Genomic DNA, 14,425 nt, shown 5'->3' with positions numbered 1-14,425 from the left:
TTTCTAAGAAGTAATTGTAAATTGATCAATATAAGTCATTTCAGATTGAAGAACACGCTGAATGATTCCTCCTGCTGAATCAATACCATATACATGTGTTATGGTGCTTGTTGCACTGAAAAAATCACTTTGAACTTCATAATATCCTGCGTCTGAAAGTGTGTAGAGTAATGTTTTGGTCGTGAGCGGTTGAACTTGAATTAAATTAAGGCCAATTGGTGTTCGGCTGGTTAAAGATACATTCCATTTGAAAACTTGAATTTCAATATTAGAAGGGATATATGGGGAATCATTTAAACACGTTACTAAGATTTGGGTTGCCCCGCTTATACCTGAAGAATTATAGATTAAACCCGTCGAATATGGCACAAGTCTCCCTCCTTTCAGCTTACCTCCTATTAATCGCTTGTATTAATCTATTCTATGTTCATAGGTTACGAATGACACGGCTGCGCCTTATCGTAGAAGATTGGATCTGAAGGAAAAGTGCCGATACATAGATTTCATTAAAAGTTCAATAAAAATAAACCCGAAAGACTGCCACTCTTCTTGTAAAGTGACTATCTTTCGGGTTACTGTAAGGCTTACCCTATTATTTTACGATTCAGTACATCCTCCAACAAAGACCACGCTTCATCACAAGTTGGACCGGTCAGGAAAGGTTCAAATCCATAGTTTAAATACATATTAATCGCTTGATAACTTGTAGTTTGGGAGGTAAGGTACGCTTTTGAGTGATGATCAGCTAGTATATTCATTGCAGCACTGAGTAACGGTTTGGCAAGTTTCTTCCCTTGATATTCAGGAGTAACGCCTACCCAATGAATTCTGCCTGATATTTCTCCATTACCTAGTAAATCACCATACCAGGCTGTTGTAGTAGCAATGACTTCTCCTTCTTTATTCTCAATAAATAGACAGCGCTTTGTCATATCATCAAGATAGGGTCCAAATTCTTTATTAAAACGCTCCAGCGCAGCTTCTTCACTTTTAAATTCACCTACACTGGTTTCAACCCGTGCCCAATGATGTTCATCACCTTTTTCAAACAACCTAATATGGAATCCATCAGGAAGTGAGTACTCTGGAATCGCAAGTAAGTCTTTTCTGACCATTTTAAGTGGTATTCTCTTCATTAATTCATCATCCCCTTATGATTAGACCAAAGAATAATCTAACTTGTTCCTAATAAAATAGCAACTCGCCGTTATTTTATCCTTCTTTCCACAAGATCTCACCCACAATCATCACACCTTTTGACTCCATTAAAAAAGAATCCTCATCCTAAGGATGGAGATTCTCTATACCCGCTGTTTTACTCTGCTTTGCGTTTCAAAACACTTTTATGATGCGTGAATGTATCAAAACTTGCTTTACCATGATAAGAGCCCATACCGCTTTCACCCACACCGCCAAAAGGTAGATAAGGCGAAGTTAAGTGCGCAAGAGTTTCATTGATGCAGCCGCCGCCGAAGGAGACCCCGCTCAACAACTCATCTTGTACTTCTTTGCTCTCAGAGAAAACATAGAAAGCTAACGGTTTCGGACGATTTGTAATTTCTTCAATAATCTCGTTCAAATCATCATATACAATCACCGGAAGAATTGGACCAAAGATTTCTTCTTGCATAATCGAATCATCCCAAGAGATCTGATCAAGTATAGTTGGCTCAATAAAATGTCTAGAAGCATCTGTTCTACCGCCAAAATACAGATTACCATTATCTAAGAAAGCACTTAATCGTTTAAATTGTTTTTCATTTACGATCTTAGGGAAATCAGGGTTTTTGGAAATATCTTCTCCATATAATCCGTGAATCGCTTCTTTAAGTTTGCTGAGAAATTGATCTTTTACATCACGCTGAATCAAAAGATAGTCTGGAGCAACACAGGTTTGCCCTGCATTGAGAAACTTCCCTCTTGCAATCCGCTTAGCTGCAGTATCAAGTTCAGCATCACTATGCACGATACAAGGACTCTTACCGCCGAGTTCCAAAGTAACCGGAGTTAAATGTTTCGATGCAGCTTCCATTACCACTTTTCCGACATTCGTGCTTCCTGTAAAGAAGATATAATCGAATTTTTCTTTCAAAAGAGCAGTACTTGTTTCTACTTCTCCCTCTACTACTGCAATATACTCTTCAGGGAAGTTATCTCTGATCATTTTAGCAATGATGCCTGATGTCGCTGGTGTGAACTCTGAGGGCTTCAGCACCGCACAGTTACCTGCCGCAATGGCTCCGACAAGAGGAGAAATGGCCAACTGGAACGGATAATTCCATGGAGCAATAATCAAAGCCTCACCGTAAGGCTCTGGATAGATTACGCTGGATGCATCTGTAATAAAAGCAGGCGTTTCTACATTTTTAGGTTCCATCCATGCTTTCAAGTTCTCTAAAGAATACTTAATTTCCTCAAGTACTAGTTTAATTTCGGAAGAATATCCTTCTGCCTCCGACTTATTCAAGTCTTTTCTCAAAGCAGCAAGAATTTCTTTTTCATTTGTATTGATCGCGTTTTGCAATGTATTTAATGAATCCATTCGATATTGAATAGGTTTCGTTTGACCTGTTTTGAAGAATGCCCGCTGTCTTTTTGCTAAATTCTCGTAATTTTCCATGCTCACATTCTCCTCTATATGTTAGTATGATTCGTATTTTACTCGCTAACTTTAACGAGCATCTTACCTAGGTTCGCGCCTTTAAACAATTGAAGGAAGGCCTCTACGACGTTATCAAAACCATCAACTACGGTCTCTTCGTATTTTAGTTTTCCTTCAGATAACCATTTCCCAAGCTCCTGAAGTCCTTCTGACTGACGATCTGCATAATCACTAAGTACAAATCCTTTAATCAAAGAACGGGTCTTAATCAACTGACTTTGGATACGTGGTCCCACATCTCCATCCGTACTGTTGTAAGAAGATATTGCGCCACACAGTGGAATACGTGCATGATCATTTAGCAAACTCATCACTGCATCTGAAATGGATCCACCTACATTATCAAAATAAACATCGACACCATCAGGACATGCCTTTTCCAAATCTTGTTTGATATTTTCTGTCGTTTTATAGTTAATAGCTGCGTCAAAGTTCAGTTCTTTCAATAAGTAGTCACATTTCTCATCGGTACCCGCAATACCAACGACACGCGCTCCTTTGATTTTAGCGATCTGACCCACGAACATGCCGACAGAACCAGCTGCGCCTGAGACAACCACTGTTTCTCCTTCTTTAGGTTGGCCAATATCAAGTAACCCAAAGTATGCAGTAAGTCCTGTAAGACCAAGAACACTCAAATAAGCAGATACAGGGGCGATCGACTCATCAATCTTGGTAACTTTGTTATCATCTACTGTATTGAAGAGCTGCCAGCCCAGCATACCGATCACTTTGTCCCCTGCTTTGTACTTATCTGACTTTGATTCTACGATCTCTCCTACAGCTCCGCCTTTAATTACTTCATTCAATTGATAAGGAGGAATATATGATTTCGAATCGTTCATTCTGCCGCGCATATAAGGATCTACCGATAAATATAAAGTTTTTACGACAACTTGTCCCTCTTGAGGTTGCTTTACTTCTGCATCTGTAAATTCAAAATCACCCGGTGTAGGCAACCCTTCCGGACGCTTTATTAATAATACTTGTCTATTCTTTGTTGTCTGATTCATATGATCACTACTCCATTACTTCATAATTTTTTAATTATTTCACATCTACTTATTACCCGCTCGATCAGAAATCTAACGCTGATGATGAATCGGCAGCCTATACTTTGATAGTTCTAAAACTTTCAAATTATTATCAAAAAATGATGGGTTTCTGGACATTCGAGTTACAAACTGTCCAAGAAACCCGGTAAAAATTCGGTAAATGTATCTTCTCGAAGACTACTGCACTTATTCTGACCCATGCGTGTCACACTGACTAGATCCGCTTCGTATAAAATCTTAAGATGATAAGATACATTTGATTTATCCATTCCCATCGATTCACCAATCGTACCACACGTGTTGCTGTCCCGGTGGTGATAAAGATATCGAATCATTTCTATACGTTTTACCTCTGACAATGCTTTGAAAATTTTAACCCGTTTTACATCATTCATTGAAGAGTATGGTTTGATCATCATAGAACTATTGTATTTCTCTCTTTTCTTAAAGTCAAATCTTACAAAAAGTACAGTTTAAAATACCCGCGTTATCGCGTCTTCTTATTTACATGTTAAGTATAAGTGCTTTTACGAATCTCGTCATATACCTTTTTTAAAGGAATTCCATGGGAAATTGCAATCTGTTTGCATTCTTCATATTCAGGAGCCCACTGAACTACTTGTCCTGCATAGATTCCCTTCTTCACAGTCACATTCCCCCACTGCGTTTCCACTTGTTCAAAAATTCGTTCCAAGCGGTGCACGGTTAATGGATAATAACGAATCCCAAGTGTTGTTGTTTCCGTAAAGAGGATTTCTTTCATTTTCTCTATTTTAGCAGTAGAACACAGCAATTGCAGTAAGGTGCCTGGTCTGTTTTTTTTCATAAAGATCGGTGTATAAAATACATCATTAGCCCCGTTTTCAAATAGTAAATCCATAACATATCCCAGCCATTCTCCGGAAATATCGTCCAGATTCACTTCCATTTTGACCATTTCCATATCTACATGTTCATGACTCGGAGGATGGTGAGATTCCATAGTCCAGCTCCTCTCGGTATTCAGCTACTCCCCAATGATAACCCGAAGTGCATTCGGATGATCCGGGAAGGTTTTTGTTCCTGCTCCATAGCCAATCGTTTGAATTCTCATGGAGGGAATGGACCCAAACTCCTCTGCCAAGACCGCAATGAGTGCGGCGCCAGTCGGGGTTGTCAGTTCCCCCCTAATATCTGAGTGCTCTATAGGAATACCACGTAACATTTCTAGTGTTGCGGGTGCTGGCACAGGATACATTCCATGATCAATGCGGATTTTTCCTTTACCAACTGGAATGGGCGAGGATATCACAGCTTGTATGCCTAACTGATGGAACAGAATAGCGGCACCTACAATATCGATAATAGAGTCGACCGCGCCCACTTCATGAAAATGCACCTCTTCCAGCGGAACTCCATGTATTTTCCCTTCTGCTTCCCCGATTTTTTTGAAAATTTGCAATGCTGTATTTTCCACTTGTTCTGAAAAGCCAGCCGCTTTAATTAATCGAACGATGTCTTTATACGAACGATGATCATGTCTATGTTCATGTGTATGGTCGTGACCATGGGTATGTCCATATTCGTGACCTTCGTGTGTTTGGTCATGCTCATGGATATATACATTTTTGTGATCTACGTGTGTTTCGTCATGCTCGTGGGTATGTACATGTTTGTGACTTTCATGTGTTTGGTCGTTATCATGGGAATGCCCATGTCCATGATGTTCATGTGTATGAGCGTGCTCATGACTCTGATGCTCGTGAGAATGAGAATGTTCATTCTTATGCTCGCTTTTTTCATGAGTATGTTCATGCAAGTGCTTAAAATCTTCCTGCAAAATTACATCAAACTTAGTGCATGTGATGCCATTTTTCAAGACCTTTTCCCATCTCAACTCATACTCATCTTCGATACGAAGCTTGCGTAGTTCTTCTCTTAAATGAACCGGATCAGCTCCTGCATCAAGTAACGCGCCAATGAACATATCTCCGCTAATACCAGAGAAGCAATCAAGATATAGTGTTTTCAAAATTTACAACCCCTTTTGTATCAGCTTATGAATGAGTGCAGCATTATACCCGCCGCCAAATCCGTTATCTATATTGACAACACTGATGCCTGAAGCACAAGAATTTAGCATCGTAAGCAGTGCAGACAAACCGTTAAAGTTTGCTCCATAACCAACACTTGTAGGGACAGCAATGACGGGATGAGCAACTAAGCCTCCTACCACACTTGGCAAAGCTCCTTCCATCCCAGCTACTACAACAGATGCAACCGCATTTTGGATTTCTTCCGCATGATGCAGTAGACGGTGTATGCCCGCTACACCCACATCGTAAATACGGTGTACGCTACTCCCAAGGACTTCAGCCGTAACGGCTGCTTCTTCCGCTACACGAATATCCGAAGTGCCGGCAGCAATCACAGCAATATAACCGGGCAGGTTACTATGGGTCTCTTTTTCTTTCCAATATAGAATTCTTGCGGCATCGTTATATATTAAATCAGGCAAAACCTTCCGAATATCTTCCGCCTTATCAAGTGAAACTCTCGTGACGAGTACCTGATTATTCTGAGAACGTAAAGACTGGACAATGGAAATAATCTGTTCCGATGTTTTGCCTTCACCATAGACAATTTCGGGGAAACCTTGGCGTTTTTTTCGATGATGATCGACCTTTGCGAAGCCCAAGTCTTCAAAAGCAGCTAAGTGTTCCTTAGCTTCCGCTACGCTCAGCTCTCCATTTTTCACTTGATTTAGTATGTTCTCCAGCATCTCATGCACCTCTTAACTTCGCTTCCTGACTAGAATAGGTATAGAAGAATAACAGAATGTCTCGTTTGTAACGATCCATCTTCCCTTACTACATAGAAAGAACTTTATTCATACTACCGCTGTGGTAACCAAGCAAATCCATCGTAACGTACTTATATCCGTAGTTTTGAAGTTCTTGTACGATAAAAGGATGATGTTCTAATACAATCTTCATATCTTGCGGTTCCACTTCAATTCTTGCAATCTCCTGATGTGTCCGAACGCGAACCTGGCGGATTCCGAGTGATTTTAAGTAAGCCTCCGCTCGTTCTACTTTTTTAAGCTTCTCATTCGTAATTTGTTCCCCATAAGCAATCCTAGATGATAGACACGCAAAGGAAGGCTTATCCCATGTAGGTAAATTACGTTCTTTAGAAAGTTCTCTAATCTCTTGTTTGTATAGTTCTGCTTCAAGCAGAGGACCGCGAATCCCTCTTTCTTTTGCTGCTTGCATTCCCGGTCGAAACTCGTTCATATCGTCGGCAATGACACCGTATACAATATTCTGAAATGACATTTGCTCGAGTACAGGGATGAGATGATCAAACAAGCTGCTTTTACAAAAATAACAGCGGTTCTTATTGTTTTCCGCATACCCCGGAATGGCAAGTTCAGATGTTTCGATTACTTGATGGTTTACGCCAATCTGCGCTGCCAGTTCCTTGGCTTCTTCCAATTCACTTGATGGATAGGTCTCTGAATCTGCAGTAACCGCCAGGACATGGTCAGCTCCTAAGGTATCGACAGCTGCCTTTAGAAGAAAGGTACTGTCAACCCCGCCGGAGAAGGCAACGACGACTGACTTCATTTCAAGAAGAATCGATTGTAATTTGTTATATTTATTTTCAAGCAGGGTTGATCCCTCTGATTTTCCTGTAAGTTCAAATCGATTCGTCATTTTTCTCCTCCTGTGTCAAAATAAGTTTCCTTCACTGTCAAAAGGAATATCATATAAATCCGATACCAGTTCCATCTGAGGATGCTGTTTCACCATTTCTATTAAAGCCTCAGATACTTCGATCTCATTAAGTACGAGTGTATTTTTAATACGAACCATTTTTACTTGATGAAAATCTAGAATATTGCTTGTTTTAATCGCTGCCTGAATCGCTTCGCGATCGTTAGGTAATGTCGTTGCAATTTTAGTCGGTGCAACTACGGTGGAAGTTAATCCGTTCGCATATGTCGTTTCGAGGTCCATCTTGTCTACGAGTCTTTGAGTTGTAAAATCCGCTGTACCTACCCCATTCGCATTCCCTTCCGTCTGCGGAGTCAAATCCAGGACCACCATCTTATTCACATCAGGTCCTCCATGAGCGTAAGGCGTAGGATATCGGCCTGTAATGTTTGGGTCCATTCCATCACCGCTTATGTTTTTGCCAATCTGATCAATAACAAGTACTTCTAATTGATCAAAGAACAGTTTAGGTAACATTTCCTTTGCTTTCATCTGTAATCCTGCTTCTTTCCCCTCAATCTCATCTGGTGTGAGGGTCTCAATGACAGCTACTTTATCAAATGCATTCTCTACGGTTGCTACTCCAAACAAAACTGGTTTTTTCTCCATTATCATTTTTGCCATGGCAGGCACATTCTCGGCCATATATTTAAATCCCAGCTGGTGACAAGCTTCCGCACCTTTTTGCTTACCCAGACCAATACTAATCATTTTCATGATTCCGCTTTCAACTGGACCTCTAAAAGCAGTGTGGGGCTTAATGCGGTTAATAACGACGATTCCGTCAGCATTAGCTGCATATTGATCTATATACACAGGTAATCCATTAGACAGCTCTCCAAGTTGAACGACGTCCATAGAGGAACGTATCTCGCAATTCATACTTTCTTCGGTTACCCCGAGATGTGCCAGTACTTCGCGTTGTCCTTCCGCTGTAGCACCGCCATGGCTGCCCATACTTGGCACGATGAAGGGTTTAGCTCCGGCATCTTGCAGAAATTTGACAGTCACAGCAGTGATCTCCACAAGTCTGTCGAGTCCTCTACTCCCGACGGCGATCGCAATTTCCATTCCAGGCTTTATTTTGCTTAGGATTTTCTCTCGATCCAGCTTCTTTCTTAGTTCTGTTTCCAAGTCTTTGATCTGATTGTCCTCAAAATCAACTTTTACTTTCGCCATTTTTGGAACGGGAATATCTTTTAAAAGCTCTTGTAAAATCCCCATATTGCACTTCTCTCCTTTTTCAGCTCCCTGTGTATGTCTTACTACCTAATAAATAACATTTTATGATTGCTATTTCTACTAATATCTATATTCTGATGTTTTTACCATAAAGACTGATTGCCTGTATAATACCATTATATTTCCTTGATGTCCCCGATCTGATTAAAGCGGTGGCTTCGGAGAGTACGAAAAACGCATTGGAATAAAGGAAAAAAACAAATTATTCATTACCTCAACCCAATCTTCGTATACCATTTTAGCTATTGCTTGAAAGTTTGATGGTTCAAGAAACCAAAAAAACACTCCAATTGTTAGATTGTGCTTAACAATTGGAGTGCAGTTCAATGTTGGGATATTTTCCTTTAGAGTCGCATTGTTTAATATTCAGAAAGTTGAAAGATCCGGTACATAAATACGGTGGCTTCTGCTCTTGAAGTAAACCCTTTAGGGTTAATTTTCTCATGATGCCCTACAATGAATCCGTTCTCTACCCATGATGTAACCGACTCTAGCGCATAATCTGTTATTTCCCCCTGATCAAGATAAGACTCTATCTTCTTGGAGTTATCAATAGGAAGTTTGATCTTCGCTGGATCCACTGCTCTTTTTGCTAGAACCATCATGTCTTGTCTTGATATTAGCTCTTGGGGTAGAAATAGATTGGTTCCTTGTCCATTTGCAATACCCAATTTCTTAGCGATTCCTACTGCATTGTAATAGTAGTCGTCTGCGTCTACATCTTTGAAGTTGCCGTCTATATCCGCGTCTAGTTCAAGTGCTCTCACTAGTAAGACTAGAAAGTCAGCTCGGGAAATCTGAATTTTTGGACTAAAGTTCATTACAGACGTTCCTTCCACAATCCCTTTTGAAGCGAGTACCTCAATCTCTTTTTGTGCCCATGACACATGTTGCAGATCAGAGAAGGTTTTATGAACAAAAGATACAGCGTACTTCGTAGATTGATTGATCTTGAAGTCGATCCTGCTCGTAGCAGGATTAAATCGTCCATTATATACAAAATTCCGATTTCCTTTTTCATCGACCCTCATAACAGTAAGGTGTTCGTGTTCCTTCGCCTCCTCGGTAGTAGGCGTGTAAGGAATCGAGATTTTAATAGGATTCGATCTCTTCCATTCTGCTGAAGTCCCATTAATGAGAAGTTTTACTTCGACTACCTTTTTGTCTGATGAATTTATAGGGTCCACATGAGCAAACATGATTTCAATAACATCACTTTCTTTCAAGTTCTCTTTTTCTAAGAGATTAGAAGGAAGTATAATATCCCCGAACTCACTTGTAATTGTTAATTGATGCTGGCCAGCTTCAGACTGTATCGCATCTACAGGAAGACGAACACGATAAGCTTGTCCCTTATCTGTAAGATCCACGATCAGCTGCTTTGTCCCGTTTACATCAACTTGCGCCTTCATTAACAACTTACTGAAAAGTTCTTTTGTAACTGCAGCCTCGATTCGGCTTGTATTCGTATCGAACTTACCAGCTAACTTAATAGCGGCAGACCCGTCCGCTTTAATAGTAACGTCCGATGTAGAAATTACTGTCCCGCCACTTCCTGAGCCTTCTGAGTTTCCTGAATTCGTTGAACCTCCTGTATCACTTGGACCTGTTGTTCCTCCATCTTCTTTGAAAGGTTTATTGGTGTAGACTACATTCGGAGCCTGAATAGATCCAGATAGTAAGTCTTCCCGAATATCTTCACCAAGGTAGAATCCGAGATGAGGCGGTTGATTATAGGCTGTATTCTGCCAAGCGATACCCATGCGATATACTGTATCGTGCATCAGGGTATATAGTCTGTATTCGGTAGGAATCGTTGTGCTAAATATCCGCAGCTCTGTACTGTCTGTCGTAGGCAACAGCACTTCTTCGCGCCAGTCGCCTAAAATATCGGCTTGAAGTGTTGGTGTCGCCTTCGTTCCATTACTGCTGACGACATCAGCAAAAGTGCGAATAACTCCTGCTGTAGCTGTTTTTTCGTTGTATTTTGTAATTGAAGTTTTATCGAGAAGTTCTTGTAATAAATCCCCGTCCCAATACAGCGCGAAGTTGACCGGAAGACCAATATCTCGGTAGCTATCCGCAATTGCGTCTCCTTTTACATTGTATATGCCGCCGCCTGTAGTTACATCTCGTCCTGCTGCCCCCCAAAACTCATAACCAGGATTTGTCGTAATGTTTGCAGCCAGTCCACGACCTGCATCCACATAGGCATTAAATGACATGATCGTCTCACCCGTTGCGCCATCATGATATTCTAAAGAAGCTACAGCTGGATCCTCGTGTACGCTAATGACATGTAGCCCTTCACGATCTGGATCAAATGCACCTACATGCAGAGCATCTCCGTGTGAACCTTTCTCGCGTCCTTGTTCCCCATCCATTGCATATAAAATCTTGCCATCATGATCAAGTGTTAGTGATCCGGCAATAATCTCGTCGAAACCGTCATTATCTACATCACCAGTTGCCAAGCTATGGAATCCTAGTCCTCCCCCTGTTCCTTCTTCTGTCGAGTCAAACGTCCAATTTTCCTGGAGCTTACCACTGACCAAACTATATGCGACATAGGTTGTTCTTTCGTAATAACCTCTTCCAAATACGGCACTTGGCTTCACTCCATCCAGATATGCTAACCCTGCCAAGAATCGATCGGAACGATTATGCCATGTGTCTCCCCACGATCCTACCTCGCCGAGCGGAAATGCATAATTAACGGTATCTATTACTTGTCCTGTCTCTCCATTAAATATAGACATGTATTCCGGACCACCATATACATGTCCGCCATCATTCACCCATTTCCCGTTATCTTCGGCATTTCCGATCACACTAATTACCTTCTCGCTGTCGTAGATACCGTTTGTTGTTCCATATACCGTCGTTGCATCTGCTGTTTTAATTAATACCTCACTTTTCCCATTTCCATCGAAATCAGCAACAATAAATTGATTATAATGAGCGCCTGAAGTCAGATTCAGGCCCATGTTCATGCGCCACAGCAGCGTCCCATCCAGTTTGTATGCATCAAAAATAGTAGGTCCCGTCATTGCTCGCTGCGAACTGTCAATCGCATTCGACGGATACCATTTCACAATGACCTCATACTTCCCATCACCGTCTAAATCTCCTACACTTGCATCGTTAACACTATAAGTATAGGATCCAGAAGCGGTAGTACCGCCCTCAGGTTTCTGCATTGGAATCGAAAGATAGTCTGTTCCTGCTGCAACGACTTCATTTTTCTCCGTTCGCTTCCCTTTAACCAAGGTTTCAATACGATAGGTATCCCCTGGCTTTCCCCCAGAATCAGCAAAGTTCGTAACCGTTAAAGGCTCTGTTGTTAATTTCTCACCATTGCGGTAGATGTAGAAAGACACATCCTGATTGTATTCATCCGCAAGCAGACGCCAGCTGACAAAAACGCCATCATCTGAGTTAAGTGCAATTACTCCTCGATCAAGCCATTCTGTCTGCCGAACAGAGACAGGTGGTGACAAACGATTGTAGACATACATCGTTGCAGACCGATTATAGCTATTGGACAGATCCTCTGTTACAGCTAAAGTGCCTTGGAATTCAAATACCCCCGCTTTTGCCGCATTCCAAGTGTCACCGACCGTGCTCCACTCACTGACAGCTACATCGACTTTACTGTTATCTGCAAGTGTCACGGTAACTTGATTTGGCAGACCAATGGAATCAATTGCATCCGTTTTTTCATTCACATACACTCGGTGGTAAGGAAGGTTATCCACCCTAGTGATGGTATTTGCCTTTATAGAAACATTATAAATTCCTAAGTTATCTAGATAAGAAGTCCAATTCAGATTATTCCCAGAGGTACGTACCCCTCCTAGCTTCACTGCTTCGACTGAACCATCAAACTTGATATCTGCAATCGAAATCGTGTGTTCCTCTATCCGATCTGTAGCTACATCCTTCAGTAACAAAGTTGCTTCATTACTAGCTAAATCAAACGTAATATTTACGTTGTACCAAGTCTCCGAATTTGTCATTCCCGTCACAACAGCGGTACCTGACTGACCACCTACATAGAAAGATAGAGGTGCCTTATTCGTATGATTTAAGGTGAAAATGGTATTATTTGAGCTGTCATTAATTCTAAACTCACCGCTGTTTTCGTTAGCATTATTGATCCCCTTGTCACTAATTTTGCCGGGATACCAATCAAATGCGACAAGAATCTTATCTCCTTTAACTGGGGTATCAAAACTTTTACTTGCCACACGTCCACCGCTTTGATTCACAACACTAAATTGAAGCTTTGGTGTGCTGTTTCCGGCTAAGTCACTTATGTGGGAAGATAATGTTGCACTCGCTGTCGTGAAACCCCAGTTCGTCGGAGCAGTGGTATCGCCAAAATCGCTATAATAAACCGAAGTAAATTCTTCAATTACAGGAGCATCACTGGTCTCAGCTACGTTAACCGTAGAGACGGCCTTAATGTTATTGTCATTAGATACATTCGGGATTTTCCCATTAACTAGCGTGCCCGTGAATGAATAAACTCCTGATTGATTAGGATCATAGTCAGCACTATCCCAATTCACTTCAATTCCTTCCATTCGCACATTATTATCAAGTTCTACTTCAACCGTACCTGGTAGAAAGGTAACTACGTCTTCTATCGCTACCCCTTTAGGTACGGTAATCTCATCGTTGTACTCTGTCACGATAGAAACGATCGCATTGCTGCCTTCGCTTAGAACGGACTCTTTAGCTTCATAAATCTCCAAATTATCCAAACCAGCAGTAACCACCTCGTTGTTACCGCTTACATTATTACCGATGACTGACATCTTGGCGACGCTGCTGTTCCCATTATCGAAAGAACTGATATCTAGAAAAGAACTCGCAAAGTAATTAGAAGACCCTTCTTTATCGTATACACTCATAGAAACCGTCTTATTACGAGTATCAAAATTCACATTTACAGATAACCATCCTTGGTCTGTGCTTACTCCCGTCACAGGCAGTGTAGTAGATAGATCCGTACCTGTAGTACCCACACCATACATAATAGCGCCACTCGCTCCGCCCGCTTTCACCAGTCGAAAAAGGGGATTATTATGGCTGTCGCTGAATAATACTTCACTACTATTTTCAGGTGATAACATATCATTAGGTTTCCAATCAAAATGAAACTGAATTTGAGCATCCGCTGCAGGCTCAGCCAGTGTTTTTACAATAGCACTTGTACCACTGTCCTTACCCGTCAACTTCAAATAGTGATTGGCTCCATCATCCGACTCAATTGAAGTAGAAGCTCCTTCTTCTATAAAGCCCCCTGTATCACCATTTTCAAAATCCACACTCGTTAGAAGATGAGAAAGATGATTAGCGCCATAAACGGGTGGTATTGATGAAAACACGAGAAATACAGCGAGTAGTCCTGATACCACTTTTCTTGCTTTCCTTGTTCGAATCCTCAAAAATAAACACTCCCTCATCATTTAATGAAATCAGCCTTCCCTTTGATCTGCTAATCACCTCCCATGGCGATCTTTCCACCAATCATCATTGCTATTGATCATAATCTTTACTTGATTCGTGTGTCTATTAGACAATCTTGCCGGTGATAAGAACAAGAATGTCTAACCAATTGTTACGTTAATTATCAGTGGTCTTCTTTGGAAATTCAGATACGAAAAAAAGCAACCTCCTAATAGAGGCTGCTTTAGACT

Annotated in this window: 9 protein-coding genes and 1 pseudogene; all 10 read right to left on the bottom strand. The window is 41.1% G+C overall.

Annotated features, from left to right (window positions below):
* Window positions 1–3: 3 nt before the first annotated feature.
* Window positions 4–369, bottom strand: coding sequence for a hypothetical protein (locus PV403_RS07795; protein WP_332084088.1), 366 nt, complete (start codon window positions 367–369; stop codon window positions 4–6).
* A gap of 215 nt (window positions 370–584) precedes the next feature.
* Entirely contained in the window at window positions 585–1,136 is a 552-nt protein-coding gene (locus tag PV403_RS07790; RefSeq protein WP_332084087.1) for a GNAT family N-acetyltransferase, read from the bottom strand.
* A 179-nt stretch (window positions 1,137–1,315) separates the two neighbouring features.
* Window positions 1,316–2,620: an aldehyde dehydrogenase gene (locus PV403_RS07785; protein ID WP_332084086.1), complete on the bottom strand. Its 1,305-nt coding sequence runs from the start codon at window positions 2,618–2,620 to the stop codon at window positions 1,316–1,318.
* 38 nt (window positions 2,621–2,658) lie between these two features.
* Complete coding sequence (locus tag PV403_RS07780) at window positions 2,659–3,675, bottom strand: NADP-dependent oxidoreductase (protein WP_332084085.1); 1,017 nt, start codon at window positions 3,673–3,675, stop codon at window positions 2,659–2,661.
* A gap of 164 nt (window positions 3,676–3,839) precedes the next feature.
* Entirely contained in the window at window positions 3,840–4,136 is a 297-nt protein-coding gene (locus PV403_RS07775) for an ArsR/SmtB family transcription factor (RefSeq protein WP_213531678.1), read from the bottom strand.
* A 92-nt stretch (window positions 4,137–4,228) separates the two neighbouring features.
* A pseudogene (gene larC / locus PV403_RS07770) lies at window positions 4,229–5,683 on the bottom strand (nickel pincer cofactor biosynthesis protein LarC).
* Window positions 5,684–5,731: 48 nt separating this feature from the next.
* Window positions 5,732–6,478 carry a nickel pincer cofactor biosynthesis protein LarB gene (gene larB / locus PV403_RS07765; RefSeq protein ID WP_332084084.1) on the bottom strand — a complete coding sequence of 249 codons (747 nt, stop codon included), beginning with the start codon at window positions 6,476–6,478 and terminating at the stop codon, window positions 5,732–5,734.
* Window positions 6,479–6,566: 88 nt separating this feature from the next.
* Window positions 6,567–7,415 carry an ATP-dependent sacrificial sulfur transferase LarE gene (larE, locus tag PV403_RS07760; protein ID WP_442951741.1) on the bottom strand — a complete coding sequence of 283 codons (849 nt, stop codon included), beginning with the start codon at window positions 7,413–7,415 and terminating at the stop codon, window positions 6,567–6,569.
* 15 nt (window positions 7,416–7,430) lie between these two features.
* Window positions 7,431–8,699, bottom strand: a complete 1,269-nt coding sequence (locus tag PV403_RS07755) for a lactate racemase domain-containing protein (protein ID WP_332084083.1) — start codon at window positions 8,697–8,699, stop codon at window positions 7,431–7,433.
* Between the two features lie 377 nt (window positions 8,700–9,076).
* Window positions 9,077–14,173 carry a rhamnogalacturonan lyase family protein gene (locus PV403_RS07750; RefSeq protein WP_332084082.1) on the bottom strand — a complete coding sequence of 1,699 codons (5,097 nt, stop codon included), beginning with the start codon at window positions 14,171–14,173 and terminating at the stop codon, window positions 9,077–9,079.
* Window positions 14,174–14,425: the final 252 nt, after the last annotated feature.

This window comes from Paenibacillus sp. GYB006, from assembly GCF_036577645.1.
Taxonomy (GTDB): domain Bacteria; phylum Bacillota; class Bacilli; order Paenibacillales; family Paenibacillaceae; genus Paenibacillus.
This window is presented reverse-complemented; position numbering and strand designations above follow the sequence as displayed.